Below are 20,895 nucleotides of genomic sequence, written 5' to 3' on the forward strand. Positions count from 1 at the left end.
TCCAGGGAGTTTTCGCATGGCACAACATTCAGACCGGCTGTGGGGTGGACGCTTCAAGACCGGCCCGGCACCCGCACTGACCGCGCTGTCGCGTTCCGACCCGAGCTTCTTCCGGCTAGCGCCGTATGACCTCGCGGGCTCACGCGCGCATGCGCAGGAGCTTAGGCGCGCCGAAATCCTGACAGCCGACGAACTGCAGCAACTGCTTAGCGAAATGGGCCGGCTGGAAGCGCAGTTCCTGGCAGGCGAGGTCGGCCCGACGCTAGACGATGAAGACGTGCATACCTTCCTCGAACGCGAACTGACGCAACGCCTGGGCGCAACCGGCGGCAAATTGCGCGCGGGCCGTTCGCGCAACGATCAGGCGGCGAACGACTTGCGTCTCTTTCTGCGTGACAAAGCGCGTACGCTGGCCCAAGCGGTCATCGATTTGCAGAATGCATTAATCGAGCAAGCAAACGCACACGTTCGCAGCGTGAGCGCGGGCTTTACGCATTTGCAGCCGGCGCAACCGATTGTGTTCGCGCATCACTTGCTCGCGCATGCGCAGTCGATCTATCGCGATCTCGATCGTCTGGGGGACTGGGATCGCCGCAGCGCGCGTTCGCCACTGGGCGCAGCGGCGCTGGCGGGATCGGCTATATGCAGGCGGCCGGAGTTGTCGGCGGCGGAACTCGGTTATGACGGCCCATGCGAAAACTCCATCGATGCCGTCGCGTCTCGCGACCACGTTGCCGAGTTCGTGTTTATCGCGAGCATGTTGTCGGTGAACTTGTCACGGCTCTCGGAGGAAGTGATCCTGTGGACCTCGCGCCAGTTCGGCTGGGTCGTACTCGACGACGGTTATGCGACCGGCAGTTCGATCATGCCGCAGAAGAAGAACTCGGATATTGCCGAGCTGACGCGTGGCAAGGCGGGCCGATTGATCGGCAACCTGAGCGGCTTGCTTGCCACGCTCAAGTCGCTGCCGCTCGCCTATAACCGCGATCTCGCGGAAGACAAGATCGCGGCATTCGATTGCATCGATACGCTCGAGCTTGTGCTGCCCGCGATGGCCGGCATGATCCGCACGATGCGCGTGAACGTGGATGAAATGCGCCGTCAGGCGCCCCTCGGGTTCACGCTCGCCACCGAAGTCGCGGACTGGCTCGCGCTGCGCGGCGTGCCGTTCAGCGAAGCACATGAGATCACGGGCGCGTTGGTGCAAGTCTGCGAGGAGCAGGGCATTGAACTCTCCGAGGTATCGGCCGCGACGCTGGCAAAGGTCGACGCACGGCTGGAACCTGCAGTGCTGGATCACGTGACGCTCGACGCAGCCGTGGCGGCGCGCAGCGGTTTCGGTGGCACCGCGCCGGTGCGTGTGGCCGAGCAGATTACGCGTTTGCAGACGGCGCTCGATAAGCAGCTGGCGTGGGCCACTTCATACGGTGGACCGACATGCTGAGCGCTTCCAATGAGATGACACCGGGCGACGCGTTGGAAGCCAATTCCATGCAACTGGAATACGTGCGTCGACGCCATTGGGGGCGATACATTGCGTCAGCCGTGATTCTGGCGATAGTCGTTTATATCGGGCTGGCGTTCGCGCATGGACAGATCGAATGGCGTTATGTCGCGCGCTTCTTCACAGCTAAATCGATCCTCACGGGTCTCGTCAACACCATCGTCATGACCGTGCTCGCGATGGCACTGGGCGTCGCGCTGGGCGTGATTACGGCGATCATGCGGCTGTCGACCAATCCGGTGCTGCAGACGGTGGCGCAAGCCTATGTATGGCTGTTTCGCGGCACACCGGTGATCCTGCAATTGCTGCTGTGGTTCAACCTCGCGCTGGTGTTTCCATCGATAGGCATACCCGGTTTCTTCGAGTGGCGCACCGTCGACATCATGACGCCGTTCCTCGCTGCATTGCTTGGGCTCGGTATCAACCAGGGCGCGTATACATCGGAAGTGGTGCGCGCCGGGTTGCTTTCGGTGGACACCGGCCAGTATGAAGCGGCGAAATCCATCGGCATGCCAAGGTTGCAGGCGCTGCGCCGCGTGATCCTGCCGCAGGCCATGCGTGTGATCGTGCCGCCTATTGGGAACGAACTGGTGGGCATGGTCAAGCTCACTTCGCTCGCAAGCGTGATCCAGTACGAGGAGATGCTGCACAACGCGGAGAACATCTACTACGCCAACGCCCGGGTGATCGAACTGCTGATGGTCGCGGGTATCTGGTATCTCGTGGTGGTGACGGTGCTGTCGTTCATGCAGTCGCGCGTGGAGCGGTTTTACGCACGCGGCGCGGGTCGTCCGTCCGGCCGGCAATGAACCCGGCGAATGAAAAGGAAAACCTTCCCATGAGTTCAATCGGTTCACTCGGTTCAAGCGGTTCAATCGTCCGCGCCGTCGACGTGCGCAAGTCCTACGGCGATTTCAAGGCGCTGCAAGGCATCACGCTCGACATTCCGAAAGGCGAAGTGCTGTGTGTGATCGGACCTTCAGGTTCAGGCAAGAGTACGTTCCTGCGCTGCATCAACCAGCTCGAGGAGATCAACGACGGCGCGTTGTGGGTCAACGGCGAGCGAGTAGGTTACCGGCGCGTGGGCAACAAGCTGCATGCGTTGTCGGAGAAGCAGGTCGCGCGTCAGCGGCTGGCGACCGGCATGGTGTTCCAGCGCTTCAACCTGTTTCCGCACAAGACCGTGCTGGAGAACGTGATTGAAGGGCCGGTGCAGGTGCTCAAGCGGCGTCGGTCGGAGGCGATTGAAGAAGCGCGTGCGCTGCTCGAACGCGTTGGCCTTGCTCACAAGTGCGACGCGTTCCCGGTGGAACTGTCGGGCGGGCAGCAGCAGCGTGTTGCGATTGCGCGGGCGCTTGCGATGCATCCGCAACTCATGCTCTTCGATGAACCCACCTCCGCGCTAGATCCGGAACTGGTCGGCGAAGTGCTGGCCGTGATGCGCGATCTCGCCAAGAGCGGCATGACGATGATCGTGGTCACGCATGAGCTTGGATTCGCGCGCGAAGTGGCCAATCGCATTGTGTTCATGGATCAGGGGCAAGTGGTGGAGAGCGGCACGCCGGAACAGGTGCTGTCGAATCCTCAGCACCGACGCACGCAGGATTTTATTTCCGCCGTGCTGTCCTGATTTTTTATTCGTGGTTCCAGCGCAGCTGGAACCCGGTCTGACTTTTATCTTCAGCGAGTTTCCATGAATGTTTCCCTTCGCTTTCGCCAGCTTGCCGCGCTCGTAACCGGCGCGATGGCGTTGCACATGCCTCTGGCACACGCCGGGACACCCCCGTCCATCGGCAAGAGCACGCTGGTGGCGGCCATCGTGCCGAACTATCCGCCGTTCGAATACAAGGACCCGGCCACCGACAAGCTGATGGGTTTCGACGTTGACTTGGGCGATGCTATTGCCGCGAAGCTCGGCGTCAAGCTGCAGTGGGAAGAGACCGGCTTCGACCAGATGATGAGTGCACTGACCACGCATCGTGTGGATGTGATCTTGTCTGGCATGACCGACTTGCCGTCACGCCGTGATGCAGTAAATTTCCTCGACTATGTCACGGGCGGTCCGCAGTTCTACACCGTCAAGGCACGAGCCGGCGAATTCGCCAGCATGGACGCGTTGTGCGGGAAGACGGTGGGCGCGAGCCGCCGTACGTCATGGCCTGATGACATCACGACCTGGAGCAACGAGCATTGCGTGAAGGCGGGCAAGAAGCCAATCAACGTGAGCGGCACGAACGGCTCGGCGGATGCACGCGTGCAGTTGCGTCAAGGCCGTATTGACGCCGCAGTGCAGGGCGGTGAAACGCTGCCGTATCAGAACTCGGTGGAGGAGAACGCGTACGTGCCGATCGGCAAGCCGTTCCTGTCGCAGTACAACGGCATTGGCATGGCGAAGGGCAACGCGGCGTTGAATGCGGGACTGACGGAAGCCCTCAACCAGCTTATTGCCGATGGCACGTATCAGAAGATCCTGGTGAAGTGGGGTCTGCAAGAACACGCGGTTCAAAAGGCGCTGATCGATGCCAGCAACTGACATTCAACAGACGTCCCCGTGTTGGCCCGAGGGAAAGCGCTCATGCGTCGCGCTGGCTTTCGACCTCGATGGTCCAACCGGCGACGCCATGCTCGACGGCTCGATCTGGAGCAACCCTGCATACTTTACGCTGGGCAGCTATGGCCCTTGGCGTGCACTAGGACGGTTGCTCGACATGCTTGGCGAGCGTCACGTGCCGGCCACATTCTTCGTGCCAGCGTGGGTGGTCGAAAACTGGCCGGAGCAGTGCGCGGCTATCGTTGAGCGCGGTCACGAGATTGGTTACCACGGCTACAAACACGAAGCATTCTGGACGCTCGATGCCGACGGCCAACGCGCGGTGATGGAGCGCTCGGCGCAAGTGTTCGACAAGTATCTCGGCATTCGCCCGGTCGGTTTCCGGACGCCCTCCGGTGACTGGGGGCCGGACACGATCCGCGTATTGATGGAAGCGGGCGTGCGGTATTCGAGTTCCATGCGTGGCGATGACCGGCCCTATTTGCTGCACGCGCCCGGCATCGCTGAACCCATGGTCGAGATTCCCGGCCGCTGGGAAATGGACGATTACGCGTCGCTTGCGTATCACCGAAATCCGAATTTTCCGGCGAGCCTGGATCGCATCGCAAGCTACGACACGACGCTCGATAACTGGCGGCGTGAGTTCGACGGTTCACATCGCGACGGGCTTTGTCTGACGACGCTGTTCCATCCGAAGGTGTCGGGCAAGCCCGGCAGGATCGCGTTGCTGGAAAGCCTGATCGATCACATGCATGCACAGGGCGGCGTGTGGTTCGCCACATGTCGCGACGTCGCGCAATGGTGGCGCGACAAACACGCCTCACCGACTTCGTAGGAAGCTTGCTGATGAACTCTTTACGCTGGCCGCAGAACGCGCGTTGCGCGGTCGTTGTCACGGTCGACTTCAACGACGAACATGGCATCCTGACGCAGGAACCTCGCATTGCGGGGCGTGAGAAATCGCTTTCCGTATGGCGCTATGGGGCGAAGCGCGGGGTGGACCGCGTGCTGGATGCGCTCGAAGAATTCAATGTGCGTTCAAGCTGGTTCGTGCCCGGTCGCGTGGCTGAAACGCACGCGGATCTGGTGAAGCGCATCTGTGCGCAGAAGCATGAGATTGGCAACAGCGGGTACGTCTGCGAAGACTTCGACACGCTCACGCTCGACGCGCAAAAGGATGTGTTCAGAAAAGGACAAGCTGCGCTTGCTCAAGTGCTCGGACACCGTACGCAAGGGTTTCGATCATTCACCGGCAACTGGGCGCCGGGCTTCGCGGACTTCCTGCGCGAAGAAGGCGTGACGTGGTCGTCATCGTGGCGCGGCGATGATCTGCCGTACTTTCATTTGCCGGATACGGATAGGAACGCAGCGCTCGCAGCGCCTCGTCTGGTTGAGTTGCCGCTGCACTACGAGCTGGAAGACGAGCCGTACTTCGCGTACAACCTGTCACCCGCCGTTCCCGTCGGGCAGCCGCGCATTCCTTCCTATCGCGAAGTGCTGCAAAACTGGAAGCATGATTTCGCGGCGTTTCATCGATTTGGATTGTGCTTCGTGCTGAGGCTGCATCCGGAGATCATCGGCACGGCGGGGCGTATTGACGTGCTGCGCGAACTACTCGCCGATATCCGCTCACGCGACGATGTCTGGTTCGCCACCGGATCGGAGATGGCCGCATGGTGGAGTCAGAACGTTGAAGCCAACGAGCCCGGTCATCCGGTCGAAGTGTATGCGCGGCATCGGAGGGAGGAGGCATGAGCGCGTCGTCTTTATCGCTATCCCAGCGCTTGGCTGCGTTCGTTGCCGAAACCCCCGCCGACACGCTTCCCGCATCGGTCGCGCACAAGGCGAAGCGCCATATCCTCGATACCCTCGGCGCTTCGTTAGGCGGGGCGACGGCCGTGGAAGCGCGCAGTGCTCGCGCGGTAATGGGTGTGGGCATGAGCACCAGAAGCGGCGAAGTAACCGCGTGGGGCACGTCGCAGACGTTCAACGCCCGCGATGCGGCGTTCGTGAATGGCGTGGCTGCCCATGCGCTTGAACTCGATGACGCCGGCGGCTGCGACCATTCCGGTGCGGTAGTGCTGCCCGCAGCATTCGCAGCGCTCGCGTGCACACAAAGACCCGTATCGGGCCGCGAGTTCCTGATGGCGGTCGTGCTCGGCTACGACGTCGGCCGCCGCGTTCTGGAGGCGTGTGGGGGGTATTCGCCTCATAACAACTATGGCTGGCATTCGACCATGACATGCGGCGTGTTTGGCGCTGCCGCCGCCAGCGCGCGCGTGCTCGGTCTCGATGCAGCGCAGACTGCGGCAGCATTCGGCCACGCAGCAAGTTTCAGCGGCGGGTTATGGGGTTTTATCCACGACGCATCGCAGACCAAGCGCATGCATACGGGCCGCGCGGCGGAAGGCGGCTTGCTCGCTGCGCTGCTCGCCCAGCAGGGCGTTAGTGGCCCCACGAAGGTGTTCGAAGACGTGTGGGGAGGTTTCTTCAACGCGTTTGCACGAGACACGCAAACGCCGGATGCGCTGCTCGCGGATCTGGGCGTCGTATGGAAACTCATGCGCTGCTCGATCAAGCCGCACGCGGCGTGCCGTAGCACCCACGCAGCCGTGGACGCCACGCTCGAGCTGCTGCAGGGACGCGCGGTGGACCTGGATAAGCTCGTTGGCGTGCACGTCAGCCTCAGCGCCTTCGTGAACCAGATGTGCGGCGGCCGTGACCTCCGCACGCTCGCTTCCGCGCAGATGAGTTTGCCTTACGCGATTGCCACGGTGCTGGTGAACGGCCATGCAGGAATCGGGGCCTATCTCGACGCGCAGCGTCACGACCCGCGCATCGCAGCCGCAATGAAACGCGTCACGCTCGACATTGATCCGTCGATGTCCGACCTCGACGAGCCCGTCATCACGCTCGCACTGTCCGATGCCGAACCGCGTTCGCAGCAGGTTAACGTGCCGCTCGGCGATCCGCGCAATCCGGTTTCCGATGCAGACCTCGCCGATAAATATCGCGTGCTGGCCGGCATGACGATCCCGGAAGCGTCAGTCAATGCGCTTGAAACCGCCGTGCTCGATCTGGACAATCTCGCCGATGCGCGGACGCTCGCGCAATGGCTGCAAGGCGACGCCGACACCCGACCCGTAGTGCGTTAATCGACATTCCAACCCTCGACCCCGACCTTCAACAAGACCTTTATAAAGGTACGTCTTCCATGAACAAGCTGAACCCGATCCGTGCCGTTTCCAGCCTGATGGCACTCTGCCTGTCGACGTTTCTCTTCACGAGCGGGGCGCATGCGCAGGCCTTGCCTGATGCTATCGCCAAGTCGAAAGTGATCAAGGTCGCGGTGAACTCCATCTATCCGCCAATGGAATACAAGGACCCGGAAAGCGGCGACCTGGTCGGTTTCGATATCGATCTGGGCAACGCGATTGCCAAGGAACTGGGCGTGAAACTGGACTGGCAGGAGTCGGCGTTCGAGCAGTTGTTGCCGTCGCTGGCAACGGGCCGTGTCGACATGATCCTGAGCGGAATGAGCGATGTACCGGGCCGCCGTGATACTGCCGATTTTCTCGACTATCTGAATTCAGGTGCGCAGTTCTACATCCTCGCGTCGCGCGCGAACGAAATCAAGCAAGCGACGGATCTCTGCGGCAAGTCAGTTGGTACGAGCCGCAGCACGTCCTTCCCGGCTGACACGGCCGCGTGGAGCGCCAAGAATTGCCAGGCGGCTGGCAAGGGCGCCATTACGGTGTCGGGAACCGAAGATACGTCCGCTGCTCGCATGCAATTGAAGCAGGGGCGGATTATGGCGGGCGTGCAAGGCAGTGAGACGCTGCCGTATGCAATGAAGCTCGAACCGAATACCTACAAGCCGATCGGCGAGCCGTTCGCGACGTCGCCTGAAGGGATCGCGTTCGCGAAGTCAAATCCGAAGTTGCGCGATGCGGTGCTTGGCGCGTTGAATAAATTGATCGCGAACGGGACTTATGCGGCGATTGTTGCCAAGTGGAATCTGCAATCGAGCGCGGTCAAGCAGGTGACGCTGAACGCGTTAGCGGCAAGGTAATCACATGCCTTCGACCAGGGTGTATCGACGCATCCTGGTACCACGCGCGCGCGGCATCGAATGACCGGGTGAAGTTCATGGTACGTTTAGCTCCTGTCAGATACTGTCAGGAGTCAGCGTGTCCCGAACCGCTCGTTTATTGACCTTGCTGGAGAAGCTTCGCGCGAAGCGTGTGCCGGTGACTGCGTCCGAACTCGCGTTGGACCTGGCCGTGTCCGAGCGCACGTTGTATCGCGACATCGCGACGCTGATTGAACAGGGCGCACCGATACACGGCGAAGCAGGCATAGGGTACGTGCTCAGGCCGGGGTTGTTTCTGCCACCGCTGATGTTGAGCGAAGACGAGATCGACGCCGTGGTGCTGGGCCTGCGTTACGTCGACCAGCGCGGCGATGATGTTTTGCGTAAGGCCGCCGCTCAGGCGCTAGCGAAGATTGATGCTGTATTGAACGCGTCGGGCAAGGATGCCATGCGAGCCCCGACCGTCCATTCCGGCCCTCCGGTGCCGGACTTTCCCGTCAATGCCGTGCCGCTCACTAGCCTGCGCGCGGCTATTCGCGGCCAGTGCAAACTGCGGATTGCTTATCTCGACGCGCAAGGCGAGCCGTCGGATCGTGTTATCTGGCCGGTCGTGCTGGGCTTCCTCGACAACGTCCGAATTCTTGGCGCGTGGTGCGAAAAGCGCCAGGATTTTCGTAGTTTTCGCACGGACAGGATCACGTCAGCCGATGAAACCGGCGAGCGGTACCCGGGGGCCAGGGCAGTGCTATTGAGCCGGTACCGGACGCATCTCGCGAAGTCGACTCCTTGGTAGTTGCGTTGTAACTTGTCACCTTGTAACTCGTCACCTTGTAACTCGCTCAAGCGTGATCGGGGCGCGGCATGTTCGATTAGCTATCCGTAGCATTGATCGTCTGCACCATCTCGCCTGCGCTCTGCGGAACCTCCCCGAAATAAAGTCCGAACAATCCTTGGTCGGAATTAAACGAGATGCCATTGTGAATAAGAAAATCCCCAACCATCAACGCCGAAGGGACGCCTGCTTGCGTTCCGGCGACGCATCCCGAAGCGCTAATTCACCGCTACTGACAAGACCCACGCGCTGGTGTCGCGAAACATCAAGTACGCGATTTATGACTCAGTAAATTGAATTGGCCGCGCTTGTACGAACCGGCCCTGAAAGCCTGCCCGCTGGTCACCCCAACATCGATTTTCCTGGAGAAGACACGATGAACGTCCCCGCACGCCTCGCCTGTTTGACATTGACTGCCTGTTGCAGCGTGAATGCCCACGCGCAAGACCCGGAGGTGTGCCGGACCGTCCATTTCGCGGACATCGGCTGGACCGATATTGCGGCGACCACGGCGCTTGCATCGACCGTGTTCGACGGGCTTGGCTATAAGGCGGTGAAGACCGTGGCATCCATTCCTATTGCGCTTACCGGCATCAAGTCGAAGCAGATCGATGTATTCCTGGGAGACTGGCAGCCTTCCATGGATGCGGTCGCCGATCCGTTCGTCAAGGCGGGTGCCGTGAAGGTGCTGAGCGCGCCAAACCTGACCGGCGCGAAATACACCCTGGCTGTACCGACCTATGAATACGATGCTGGCCTTAAGACCTTCGCGGACATCGCCAAGTTCGGCGATAAGTTGCAGCACAAGATCTACGGCATCGAACCGGGCAACGACGGCAACGCGCTGGTGAAGAAGATGATCGACAGCAACCAGTTCAACCTGAAGGATTTCAAACTGGTCGAGTCGAGTGAAGCGGGCATGCTGGTCGAGGTGAACCGCGCGGTCAGGAGTCACGAGTGGGTGGTCTTTCTCGGCTGGGATCCGCACCCGATGAACATCCAGTTGAAGATGACCTATCTCTCGGGCGGCGACGATGTATTCGGACCCAACTACGGCGAGGCCAAGGTCTACACAATGGTGCCGCCGGACTATCTCACGCGCTGTCCTAACGCGGGACAGGTGGTGACGAACCTGAAGTTCACGCCGGGTATCGAGAGCCAGGTCATGCAGTCGATTACGACGGACAAGAAGGAACCAAACGTCGCGGCGAAAGAATGGCTGAAGAAAAATCCGGGCGTGCTCACGCAATGGCTAGCAGGCGTGAAGACGTACGATGGCAAGGATGCACTGCCCGCGATGAAGTCTTACCTCGCCGCACAGTAACGGCCGAATGCGCAGCCGGTGATTCATCCGGCTGCCGAAGACGCCGCTACGCGTTGCCGCATCACTGGGGCCTCCCACGATTGGGACCGGTCGCGGCTAGGCGGGCAGCCGAACTTCGTTTTATAGACCCGCGAAAAATGTTCGAGTGAATCGAAGCCCGTCGCGGCAGCGACTTGCGACACGCTGAGTTCGGTCTGCTGCAACAGCTTATGCGCGGTGGCGAGCCGTAAGCTGACGTAATAACGAAGCGGAGCAGTGGCGGTGTACTGCTTGAACTGCCGCTCGAGTTGTCTCTTCGACAAGCCGACCGCTGCCGCCAGATCCTCACATGAGATGGGCGTGGCGACGGATTCCTGCATCAGGCGGATTGCCTCGCTGACCTGTTCGTTCATTGGCGCGGCGTCGAGGTCAGTTCGGGCAAGCTGGACTTCACTGGTTCCGCGAATGCGCGCGTGCAGCAGATGCTGCGATATCTCCGCCGACAATTCCGCACCCGCATGCTGCCCGATCCACTCGAGCATCATGTCGATGATCCCGCTGCCGCCCGCGCATGTGATCAGGCGCGGCTCGATGGTGTAAAGCTGAGTGGTTGCCTTGACGTTGGGATAGGCCTCCTGAAACCCTTCGAGGTTGTCCCAGTGCACAGCAGCCGGACGGCCATCGAGAAGCGATGCAGCCGCGAGCATTTCAGTGCCGGTTTCAATCCCGCCAATTTGCGCGCCGAAGACGCTTTCGCGTCGAAGCCACGCTTTGACCTTGCGGTTCTTCGCGTGTTTCTTGGGCTCGAAGCTCGCGACCACGAAGATGGTCGAGAACTCGCCTGTCTCGTTCGACACCGGCCGTGTGGGCGCGATCATGCCGTTGGTTGCCTGGACCGGTTCGCCATCGATTGAAAGCACGGTCCATTCGTAGAGCGTGCGTTGACTGAGCCAGTTGGCAATAGCCATAGGCTCGATCACGAGCGCAAGCCCGAGGTTCGAAAACTGCGGCAACACGAGGATGCCCACGCGCCGTGGTGCGGGATGTGTTTGCGAAGCGGATTTGCTCAGCGTGCTCATGGGAACCCCGAGTCTCTTGCTGGATGATCTAATGCACGGGCAATGCCTGACAATAATTTGCCGCGTATGTGGTCAGACCTGCAGGTCGAGCACGAGCCGTGCAGATCATGCTCTGGATACGCAGACGTAAGTTACCGTACTTTGATTTTTGTCGGCATCAGTTTGAACCATATCGCGATGATCGGCATCTCCTGCCAGTAGCGTCACCGAGCAGTTTTCGAAGATGCCTTCGCGCCCGGTTTTGCCAGAGGCCGCGCTGAATCATTGGGCAGGGTAAGACAGAAACCTTTGAGGTTGGAGGTGAGCATGGCGTCATCATTGACGATTGCATCGATCCCGCCCGGTGGATCGTTCAGCTTTGGCATGCATACTTCTCCAACGCGTTGTCACTCTCACGCTGTTGCGCGCGCCAGTCAGCAGGCATCCAGACCGCAGCGCCGGAAGGCCGCAGCGGCATGCGCCCCATCACGAGATCGCTGCCTTTCTCGCCGATCATCACAGTCGGTGCGTTTGTGTTGCCGCTAACAATAGTTGGCATGATGGACGCGTCGATGACGCGCAAGCGGTCTAGACCATGCACGCGCAGATCCGGTCCTACGACCGCTTCTGCGTCGCTTGCCGGACCCATCTTGCAGGTGCCCGCCGCGTGATAACCGGTCTCCGTGACTTGCCGCGCCCAGGCGTCGAGCGATGCATCGTCGTAGGCGGTCGGCCCCGGCGTGAGTTCATCGCCTGCGAGTTCACGCATCGCGCTTTGCGCAATGATCTCCCGTACAAGCCTCGCGCCGGCACGCATGTCCGCGCGATCGCGATCGGTCTGCAGGTAGTTGAAAAGAATCCTTGGCGCAAGGCCCGGATCGTTCGACGCCAGGGTTACTGAGCCGAGACTCGTTGGCCGCATCAAATCGATATGAACCTGGAACGCATGGGCCGGCACGCTTGACACGCTGCCCGGTTGAACGGCAAGCGGCATGAAGGTGAGTTGCAAGTCGGGATGTTCGACCCCGGCGCGCGAGCGGATGAACGCGCCCGCTTCGAAGTGATTGCTGGCGGCAAAGCCCGTGCGGTTCATGAACCACTGCGCGCCGACCCACCATTTGCGGGGAGCGACGGTCCACGGAAAGATCGATACCGGCTTCTTGCACAGGTACTGCACCACCGTGTCCGGGTGATCCGACAAGCGCTCTCCGACACCCGGCAGATCGTGGATCGGGCGCACACCCGCACGCCTGAGTTCATCGGCCGGGCCGATACCCGAGAGCTGCAATAACTGCGGCGTGTTGATCGCGCCGCCGCATAGCAGGACTTCCACGTCCGCATGTACCGTGACGACCTCGCCATTGCACGCATACTCGATGCCGGTCGCGCGGTTGCCGCTCATCAGCACACGCAACGCGAGCGCGCCCGTTACAACGGTCACGTTGCCCCGTGTCAATGCTTCGGCGAGATAACCCCGCGCGGTGCTCCAGCGCTCGCCTTTCCATGTGGTTCTATCGACGCGTCCGAAGCCTTCCTGGCGATACCCGTTGACGTCGTCAGTATGGCCGTAGCCTGCTTCAATGCCCGCGTTGATGAACGCGCGCGTGAGCACGGTGTCCGTATTGCCGGCTGTGACGTGCAGGTGGCCGCTGTCACCGTGATACGCATCCGCGCCGAGCTCATGCTTTTCCGAGCGGATGAAGTATGGCAGCACTTCGCGGTAACTCCAGCCCGTGCAGCCTTGTTCCTCCCAGGCGTCGTAGTCGCGGGCGTGACCGCGTATGTACACCATGCCATTGATCGACGATGAGCCGCCAAGCACGCGGCCGCGAGGCGTCCCTATACGACGCTGGTTGAGGAACGGTTCCGGCTCCGACTGATACTGCCAGTTATAACGGTCTCCGCCAACCACAATACCCATTGCCGACGGCATGTCGATCGACCAGTTGCGGTTCACGGGGCCGGCCTCGAGCAGCAACACGCGCACTTTCGGATCAGCGCTCAGGCGGTTAGCCAAAACACAGCCGGCCGAGCCCGCGCCGACAATGACATAGTCGTAGCCTCGCAGGACGCTTTGCTTGGACATCGATGGCTTTGCGCTCATTTGATTCCTCGATAAGGCGAAGACAACGCGTTCATTGACCGTGGATGCCGCTATGAACCAGCGTGTGAAAGTGATGCACAAGGTGCTCGCTTTCATTGCTGCGGTCTGCGTCGATCACATAACGGCCCTGGTTATAACCGACCGAGTGCAGGCCCTTTTGCACCGATATGTTCAACGCGATGTCCTCAGGGCCGAGGTCTGTATTCATCCAGTCCATGCAGGCTTTTGTGACTTCGGGGACGGTCGCGTGAGGCGTGTAGTAGCCGAAGCGCAGCAGCGTTTTTTCCGCTTCCAGCGGGATGATCAGGAAGGTCGCGAGGAACTCGGAAAACGGGAACGTGTAGAACGTGTTGTGCGGCCAGATACCGATGTTGAAGAAACATTCGTCCGGGTTTTTATCTTCGCTCAGCGGTACGCCGTACGCGCTGGCTGCCTGCTTGTTTGCCGGCGCGGCGTACGTCCACCACTTGTCGCGTTGGGTCAGCTTGTAGCCGTCGAAATCGATCAGGTCGGCGAGGTCGACATGGCACGGACCCGAGAGCGAAAAGTGATAACCCTCGATGGAATTGTCCATGATGACCTTCCAGTTTGCCGGAACAATCACGTCCTTCTCTTCGAGCAGACGGTAGTCGTCGAGCTTCGGGAATACGCGCTTCATTTCAGCGTCGGCGCCGGGAAACAGCTCGCTCATCGACGGCGCGTTCGGGTCGAGGTTGAAGTAGTAGAAGCCACCCAGTTCCTCGACGCGCACGGTCGGGATGTTGTAACTGCCTGCATCGAAACCCTTCACCCGGTCGCTGCGGGGCGCGTGGCGAAGATTGCCGTCGAGTCCGTAGCACCATGAGTGGTACGCGCAACGGAACACGCCTTTTTGCGTGCCGCGACGCTCTTCGACCAGACGATTGCCCCGATGCTGGCACACGTTGTGAAACGCGTGGACAACGCCGTCGGTGCCGCATGTGGCAATGACGCTTTGATCGAAGATATCGGTCATCACGAACTGGCCGGGCTTGCTCAGTTCGCTTTTATGACCGATCACGTGCCATGCCGACATGAAGATCCTGTCGCGCTCCGAGCGAAAGATTGTGTCGTCGAAGAAATAGCGTGAGGGGAGTGTGAGCGCTTCTTCCGGGTTTTGCTCCAGCCAGCTTTCCGGCGCGACCATGTCTGCTTTCTTCACTACACGAATGGTTTGCATGTGCAGGTTTCCTGTCGGTTTATGGGGGATGAGGCGAGTTGCGTGTTGCCGTTAGATGAAACTGTAGGGCGGCGAATTCACATTGACTTGATTTAAAGCGACATTCAAATGACGTGTTTAATCGTTTATTTGTTTAACGATCGAGCTAAAGAAAACTGATCAAATGCGTCGCCGCTAAGTCGCTTTAGATCATGTAGCCGGAAAATGGCCGCCTTATAGTCCGCTAGGAATACCGGCATTCCTGGCAGCGGTTGACCACACCGCCGCCCCTTCAAGGAGACTTCATGAACCCCAAGTTGCTTTATATAAACGGCGAGTGGACCGAGGCTAGCGGCGGCCGTTGCCGCGACGTCATCGACCCGGCGACGGGTGAAGCGATAGCAAGTGTCGCGCATGCATCGGCGGAGGATGCGCAGCAGGCAATAAGCGCGGCACGCCACGCGTTCGATCACGGTCCGTGGCCTACTCTAACCAGCAGAGAACGGGCGGCGCACCTGCGTTCATTGATCAGCGCGCTGAGGGATCACGCTGAAGAGATCGCGAAGATAGAAGCGCTGAACACAGGCAAAACCATCACGGAGGGCCAGTCCGATGTGAGCGACGCGATTGCCGCATTCGACTATTTCGCGCGATCAATCGGCACGGACTCAGGCGCGCTAAACGACGCAGCGCCGAATGTCATCAGCATGACTTTGCGCGAACCGGTGGGCGTATGCGGACTTATTACGCCATGGAACTATCCGATCCTGCAGGCCGCATGGAAGCTTTCACCGGCGCTTGCGGCGGGTAATACCGTTGTGATCAAACCATCGAGCCTCACGCCGCTTTCCACGCACTGCATAGCCGAATTGATTCATGCCTGTGGTTTCCCCAAAGGTGTTTTCAACCTGGTGACAGGAGGGGCGGAGGTGGGCGAAGTATTGGCTTCCAGTACCCGCGTCGACCTGGTTTCGCTTACGGGCAGCAACTCAGCAGGCGCGAGCGTGATGAAGGCGGCCACGTCAAACTTCAAACGGATCTCGCTGGAACTAGGCGGCAAGAATCCGAACATCGTCTTCGCCGATGCGAACTTCGAGGCGGCCGTGGATCAAGCGCTGAACGCGGCGTTTTTCAACGCCGGGCAAATGTGCTCGGCGGGTTCGCGCCTGCTGCTGGAGCGGCCGATATATGACGTGTTCATTGAAGCACTGAGCGCACGCGTCAACGCGATTCGGCTAGGACATGGGTCGTTGAAGAGCACACAGATGGGCCCGGTTATATCCGCTCAGCAACGCGACCGGGTGTTGGCGTTGGTCGAGGGTGCGGTCGAGGATGGCGCGCGCGTGTTGTGCGGCGGCGAGTCGCCGTCCGGCGTGCCGTTCGATAAAGGTTTCTGGGTAGAGCCCACCCTTCTTGTTGACGTGCAAGCCTCCATGCGCATCGCCCGCGAAGAGATCTTCGGCCCGGTGATAACAGTGGAATGTTTCGACGGTGAAGACGAGGCGGTTGCGCTCGCCAACAACACCGAATTCGGTCTTGCGAGTGCGTTGTGGACGCAGGACTTCGCTCGGGCGAATCGCGTGTTGCGCCGCTTGCGTACCGCTACTGTCTGGGTCAATGACTTCAATATCACGCTGCCTCATGCACCATGGGGCGGTTATAAAGCGAGCGGAATTGGCCGTGAGCTCTCGCGTGCGGGACTCGATGAATACACCGAACTGAAGCATGCCTATATCAACTTCGAACCTAAGGCCATCGGTTGGTTTTGACAATCTGGAAAGGAGATGCTTCATGCTGGAACATCGTCAGCAACGCGTGGATCTGGCGTGTGTCTTTCGCTGGGCGGCACGTCTAGGTATGCACGAATCCATTGCCAATCACTTCAGCTTCGCGGTCTCGGAAGACGGCGCACAATTCCTGATCAACCCGCGTGGCAGGCACTTTTCCCGCATCAAGGCGAGCGACCTGCTGCTGGTGGATGCGCACGACACGCGAACCATCGATCGCCCTGATGCACCCGATATCACCGCATGGGCATTGCATTCGGCGATCCACAGGCGTCACCGCGAAGCGCGTTGCATCCTGCACGTTCACTCGAAATACGCGACCGTGCTGTCCTGCTTGCAAGACCCGGTGCTGCCGCCGCTTGACCAGAACTGCATGCGCTTCTTTGAGCGTGTGGCGATAGACACGGGGTTCGACGGCATGGGTCTGGGCGATGAGGCCGAACGCGTAAGCCGTGCGCTTGGCGGCAAGCCGGTGCTGCTGATGGGACAGCATGGCGTGCTGGTTGCCGGTCCGACCGTGGCTCAGGCGTTTGATGATCTCTATTACTTCGAGCGCTCATGTGAGACCTACATTACTGCATTGATGACCGGGCAGGCGCTGCGAATTGCATCGGATCGCGTGGCGCACAAGACCATGCGGCAATGGGTCGAGGACTACGAAGGTTTCGCGGACCAGCACCTGAGCGAGTTGAGGGCCATACTTGACGACGAGGAACCTGGTTACGCACAATAACCGCGGTAGCGCTAGCGCGTCGTGGGCGCGGTGGGGAACGGCTTTGGAAAAATCATGACAAACGAGTTTCACGAGAAAAATCGTCTTTCCTGGGATGCCGCCACGGCAGCGCATAACAGTCACAAGGGCGATCAGCCTGCATTCTTCCGCAATGGCGGTTCAACGCTGTTCCCTGACGAAGTCGAGCTGCTTGGCAATATAGACGGACTGGACCTGCTTCATCTGCAATGCAATTCAGGGCAGGACACCTTGAGCCTTGCACGTCTTGGAGCCACCGTTACCGGTGTCGATATCTCGGAAGAAGCTATTCGCTTCGCGCGAGACTTGTCAGCGCAATCAAACATTTCGGCGACATTCCACCGAGCCGACTTGCTGACCTATTTCGCCGAACAGGCGAGCACACCGGGCCGGTTTGACTGCGTGTTTGCTTCCTATGGAACCCTTTGCTGGCTCTCCGATATCGACGCGTGGGCGCAAGGCGTCGCGCACTCGCTGAAGCCCGGTGGACGTTTTGTCCTCGTCGAATTCCATCCCTTCGCGATGATGTTCGACGAGCAATGGAAAATGCGCTACGACTATTTCGATAAATCGCCGCTCACGAGTGACGGCGTCAACGATTACGTCGCGCTGTCAGGCGAAGGACTCGTGCCCGATGGATACGAGGCCGGCTTTGAGACCTTCGTGAATCCGCATCCGAGCGTCGAGTTCTTTTGGGGAATCGGGGACATTGTCTCGGCATTGGCCAAAAACGGTCTGGTCATCGAGCAACTTCGAGAGTACCCGTACGCAAACGGGTGGAAGGGCTTTGACGGCATGCGCGACAGCGGTGGTCGGCGCATGGTGCCTCCGCAAGAGATCGTGCGGATGCCGCTGATGTACGGCATTGCGGCGCGAAAACCGGGTTAGATGCAAACATCACGGTAAGCCGGCGCACTACGCGAACGGCCACATGGCGCGGAGCGCGGGTGATCGCCACCGGCTCGTCAGGGGAGCACTGTGGTTCATTGCGTCTGTTTCACGACGCCTGTGTTCTCGCGCGCTCCGTGCGCTGCCGCACAGAAGAAGAGAAGACGCGCAAATAATGAAGGATACCTATCGTATTTCCCTATCCTGAAGTCACAACCGAGGAGCCCCGACGCGCGGACAAGGTGCTGCGGAACCGCACTGCTTCCTGCTTGATTTTGCTCAAGGATCAACAGGCTTGCGTAACAGGCACACAGCGACTTTAATAGATTAGGTCCTTTGAATCCTGCCGGTGTTCAAAGAAGCGTCGCGGGTAACTGCCTTGTGGAGGCCACATCATGCACGAGCCGAAACTTCCCGTCGTGTCAGCAGAGACCTCGCCGCACGATGCGCTTAACCGGATTTTCGACGCGGACGTCTCGGGAGTGCTAATGCTCGAAGGCGAAAACGCGCGGCTCCTCCATGCGAGAGATATTGCCGACAGCCTGAAGGCAGAATTCCCGCGAGTGGGTGACATCGACAGGTTCGAGGCGGTAAGCGTTCAGGTCACGGGCCCCGACGGTGTCCGGATGTTGGTCGGTCGATCCAATGCAAGCGGAGTAGCGATGCTCGGCGCCGACGCCATTGCAGCGACAAGGATTGTCGCCAATGGTCAATTTGATCGCTATTTTCATAACGTCGAATTTTCCCGCTGTCAGAACCCGCGTGAGCCTCATTTTTATCCACCACGCGATCGGGACCCGAAAAACCCCGACCTATGTTATTGCGGTTATCTTATTGTGTAACGATGAATTAGGAGTCGACGGTGTTTGGTTCCCTTCTGAATAATATCGTTTCGGTCTTTTCAAAAAATTTTCTGATTGCCAGTTTTTTGCCCGTGCTTGCTTTTACCTTCATGAATGGTGCCGCGCTTTATGTTCTATTCGAACCGTGGCACCAATGGGGTGATCAACATGTGATTCAGGTTAAAGGCGTTGGAGATGTGGCCTTTCTCACGGGCGTTCTGGCCATTGCATTGATCGTGCTTTCATATCTTGTTTCGAGTATTACTAACTCGCTCAGACGGATCATGGAGGGTAACTGGCCCGAGTGGATCGCGCATTTGTTTAGCCCCGCGCAGGAACGCCGCCTTTCCGTCATCGAAGGCAGGATCGCTGAGGCGGTAGTCGTTCACGAAGAGATCGAAAGCCGTTTCGAAACGGTGAAAGACAGGTTGATCAAGGCAAGAAAAGAGGGAGAAAAAAAGTCGACTTGCTATCAAGGCGATCCTAAGCTGGAGCAAATGATCGACGAGCTCCAGCGAATGCGCTCGCAGAATCGTCTGCTGGACACGCAGACTCTGTTTCAGGCTGTCAGCAGGCTTGAGTACTTTCTGCAAGAGAATAATGTGTCCGCATTGCCGCCCGCCAAGCGATCTCTGTCTCTTTGCCATATGCAGATTCACGATCTAATGGCGTTCGGGTTAGAACAGGCCGAGCTGGAGTACGTCCGCTTGCAGAATGTCCGCAATTCGAATTTCGGCACCTTTTTGGCGCCGACCCGAATGGGGAATATCGCAAATAGTATTCAAGCTTATGCAGAAAGGCGTTACCGGTGCAATCTCGATTCAGTCGTGTCCAACCTGCAATGGTGTATTCAGCAGAGCCCGAAAGGTTACAGCGTCTTGCAGGATGCGAAGATGCAGCTTGATTTCCTGATCATATGTTCTTGGCTTACCCTCGTCTGGACTCTTATCTGGCTGTTTATATTGGGTATTTTATTTCCATCGGCCGGTTGGTTCTTGCTGGTGGCGCTTGCTGGACCCGTGATTTCATACGGCTGGTATATCGCCGCCGCTGAGCAGTATCGGGCTTTCAATGACGTGCTTTCAACCTCACTTGATATTTATCGTTTTGATCTGTTGAAAGCGCTTCACATGCCCATGCCGTCGGACGTAGAGGAAGAGCGACTGGTCTGGGGGCAATTGGATCGGCTGGCCGATACAGAAGGTGGCGAGCGGCATAACTTCCGTTTTGAGCATTCGAAAACATGACGACCGGCCGGCGGCTCGGTACCATACGCGCCTTCTTTGATTGGTTATGGCAGGATCATGTCGCCTCTTCGCCGCAATTCTTGCGACGCGAATTTGTACCATCGCTTATTGTTGCCTACCTGGTTGTAGTCGTTTTGGTGGCCGCGTTTGGTGTGCCTGATGGGGTATCCGGCGGGGTATCCGGCGAGGCGTCGGACACCAATCGGGGAGCGTTATTTTATCGGTCGACAAGAGAATTACCTCCGAACACTCGCATTCGCGCGCCGGATGTGGAACGTCCTCATACAAGCTTGCCCGGACAGTTCTGGCGAATTCCTGATTTCGACAGGCAGATGAAGGACTTATATACAACCCGGACAATACCTGCGCATGGAGAAATCGATCCGGCCATGCTTGCTTCACGACCGGAGTTGTCAAGCAAAGAGACGCTGCTTATTTCGCTGGAGAAGCAAAGTGAACTCCAGGACATCCTGAACGCGGGTTCGGATATTGTGGTTTGCGATTCGTCAGGGGCTTGTACGTCCGTACATCCGGTGGAAGCAGTACTTTGCACCTCCGGCACATCGGCGAAATGCTATGCCGCAATCGATGCCGCGTGCAACGCACAGGATCTCGCCGTCTTGAAGCATGAAAATCTGAGAGTACTGTCGTCGCGCTTTTAGTGAGATCGACAAGTGAGATCGACAAGTGAGGTCGATATGCAGACCCAACGTTGGAGAGCCGTTTGCGAGCTGATCGTGCCGAGTCGGCCCGGAATC

General features: G+C 59.2%; 20 protein-coding genes. 16 read left to right on the forward strand and 4 right to left on the reverse strand.

The annotated features are described in order from the left end of the window. Positions 1-16: 16 nt before the first annotated feature. The 10 genes from argH to SBC1_RS29845 all read left to right on the forward strand — a co-directional run bounded on the left by argH (position 17) and on the right by SBC1_RS29845 (position 10,304). Positions 17-1,444 (forward strand): argininosuccinate lyase, encoded by a 1,428-nt coding sequence (argH, locus tag SBC1_RS29800; protein WP_165103407.1) that lies wholly within the window; start codon positions 17-19, stop codon positions 1,442-1,444. Further along, complete coding sequence (locus SBC1_RS29805) at positions 1,438-2,313, forward strand: amino acid ABC transporter permease (RefSeq protein ID WP_165103409.1); 876 nt, start codon at positions 1,438-1,440, stop codon at positions 2,311-2,313. Before argH ends, SBC1_RS29805 begins: the two co-directional genes overlap by 7 nt. A gap of 29 nt (positions 2,314-2,342) precedes the next feature. Further along, positions 2,343-3,134: an amino acid ABC transporter ATP-binding protein gene (locus SBC1_RS29810; protein ID WP_241202364.1), complete on the forward strand. Its 792-nt coding sequence runs from the start codon at positions 2,343-2,345 to the stop codon at positions 3,132-3,134. Between the two features lie 63 nt (positions 3,135-3,197). Beyond that, the gene (locus SBC1_RS29815) at positions 3,198-4,037 is read left to right on the forward strand and encodes an ABC transporter substrate-binding protein (protein ID WP_165103413.1); all 840 of its coding nucleotides are present in this window, start codon (positions 3,198-3,200) and stop codon (positions 4,035-4,037) included. Then, positions 4,024-4,890: a polysaccharide deacetylase gene (locus tag SBC1_RS29820; RefSeq protein WP_165103415.1), complete on the forward strand. Its 867-nt coding sequence runs from the start codon at positions 4,024-4,026 to the stop codon at positions 4,888-4,890. Before SBC1_RS29815 ends, SBC1_RS29820 begins: the two co-directional genes overlap by 14 nt. Positions 4,891-4,898: 8 nt before the next feature. Then, positions 4,899-5,810 carry a polysaccharide deacetylase gene (locus SBC1_RS29825; protein ID WP_370469712.1) on the forward strand — a complete coding sequence of 304 codons (912 nt, stop codon included), beginning with the start codon at positions 4,899-4,901 and terminating at the stop codon, positions 5,808-5,810. After that, entirely contained in the window at positions 5,807-7,210 is a 1,404-nt protein-coding gene (locus tag SBC1_RS29830) for an MmgE/PrpD family protein (RefSeq protein ID WP_165103419.1), read from the forward strand. The genes SBC1_RS29825 and SBC1_RS29830 overlap by 4 nt, the downstream gene beginning before the upstream one ends. Before the next feature lie 59 nt (positions 7,211-7,269). After that, entirely contained in the window at positions 7,270-8,127 is an 858-nt protein-coding gene (locus SBC1_RS29835) for an ABC transporter substrate-binding protein (protein ID WP_165103421.1), read from the forward strand. A 118-nt stretch (positions 8,128-8,245) separates the two neighbouring features. Then, on the forward strand, positions 8,246-8,941 hold the full coding sequence (locus SBC1_RS29840) for a YafY family protein (RefSeq protein ID WP_165103423.1): 696 nt from the start codon (positions 8,246-8,248) through the stop codon (positions 8,939-8,941). Positions 8,942-9,356: 415 nt separating this feature from the next. Continuing rightward, positions 9,357-10,304: a choline ABC transporter substrate-binding protein gene (locus SBC1_RS29845; RefSeq protein ID WP_165103425.1), complete on the forward strand. Its 948-nt coding sequence runs from the start codon at positions 9,357-9,359 to the stop codon at positions 10,302-10,304. A gap of 23 nt (positions 10,305-10,327) precedes the next feature. Here SBC1_RS29845 and SBC1_RS29850 read toward each other — a convergent pair whose 3' ends face one another. From SBC1_RS29850 to SBC1_RS29865, 4 genes are all read right to left on the reverse strand, one after another. Continuing rightward, positions 10,328-11,362 (reverse strand): GlxA family transcriptional regulator, encoded by a 1,035-nt coding sequence (locus tag SBC1_RS29850; protein ID WP_241202365.1) that lies wholly within the window; start codon positions 11,360-11,362, stop codon positions 10,328-10,330. Positions 11,363-11,565: 203 nt separating this feature from the next. Next, positions 11,566-11,727: a hypothetical protein gene (locus tag SBC1_RS29855; protein WP_165103427.1), complete on the reverse strand. Its 162-nt coding sequence runs from the start codon at positions 11,725-11,727 to the stop codon at positions 11,566-11,568. Further along, on the reverse strand, positions 11,715-13,427 hold the full coding sequence (locus SBC1_RS29860; protein ID WP_165103429.1) for a choline dehydrogenase: 1,713 nt from the start codon (positions 13,425-13,427) through the stop codon (positions 11,715-11,717). Before SBC1_RS29860 ends, SBC1_RS29855 begins: the two co-directional genes overlap by 13 nt. Positions 13,428-13,476: 49 nt before the next feature. Then, positions 13,477-14,643, reverse strand: coding sequence for an aromatic ring-hydroxylating dioxygenase subunit alpha (locus tag SBC1_RS29865; protein ID WP_165103431.1), 1,167 nt, complete (start codon positions 14,641-14,643; stop codon positions 13,477-13,479). Positions 14,644-14,927: 284 nt separating this feature from the next. Here SBC1_RS29865 and SBC1_RS29870 point away from each other — a divergent pair, with 284 nt between their 5' ends. The 6 genes from SBC1_RS29870 to SBC1_RS29895 all read left to right on the forward strand — a co-directional run bounded on the left by SBC1_RS29870 (position 14,928) and on the right by SBC1_RS29895 (position 20,799). Beyond that, positions 14,928-16,391 carry an aldehyde dehydrogenase family protein gene (locus SBC1_RS29870; protein WP_165103433.1) on the forward strand — a complete coding sequence of 488 codons (1,464 nt, stop codon included), beginning with the start codon at positions 14,928-14,930 and terminating at the stop codon, positions 16,389-16,391. Positions 16,392-16,413: 22 nt separating this feature from the next. Beyond that, positions 16,414-17,142 (forward strand): class II aldolase and adducin N-terminal domain-containing protein, encoded by a 729-nt coding sequence (locus SBC1_RS29875; RefSeq protein WP_165103435.1) that lies wholly within the window; start codon positions 16,414-16,416, stop codon positions 17,140-17,142. A 54-nt stretch (positions 17,143-17,196) separates the two neighbouring features. Next, positions 17,197-18,048 (forward strand): bifunctional 2-polyprenyl-6-hydroxyphenol methylase/3-demethylubiquinol 3-O-methyltransferase UbiG, encoded by an 852-nt coding sequence (locus SBC1_RS29880; protein WP_165103437.1) that lies wholly within the window; start codon positions 17,197-17,199, stop codon positions 18,046-18,048. A gap of 395 nt (positions 18,049-18,443) precedes the next feature. Then, positions 18,444-18,890 carry a hypothetical protein gene (locus SBC1_RS29885; RefSeq protein WP_165103439.1) on the forward strand — a complete coding sequence of 149 codons (447 nt, stop codon included), beginning with the start codon at positions 18,444-18,446 and terminating at the stop codon, positions 18,888-18,890. 20 nt (positions 18,891-18,910) lie between these two features. Further along, positions 18,911-20,137 carry a hypothetical protein gene (locus SBC1_RS29890; protein ID WP_165103441.1) on the forward strand — a complete coding sequence of 409 codons (1,227 nt, stop codon included), beginning with the start codon at positions 18,911-18,913 and terminating at the stop codon, positions 20,135-20,137. Next, positions 20,134-20,799, forward strand: coding sequence for a hypothetical protein (locus SBC1_RS29895; protein ID WP_165103444.1), 666 nt, complete (start codon positions 20,134-20,136; stop codon positions 20,797-20,799). The genes SBC1_RS29890 and SBC1_RS29895 overlap by 4 nt, the downstream gene beginning before the upstream one ends. The last annotated feature ends 96 nt before the right edge of the window (positions 20,800-20,895 follow it).

It is taken from the genome of Caballeronia sp. SBC1 (assembly GCF_011493005.1).
In the GTDB taxonomy this organism is placed as follows: Bacteria; Pseudomonadota; Gammaproteobacteria; order Burkholderiales; family Burkholderiaceae; genus Caballeronia.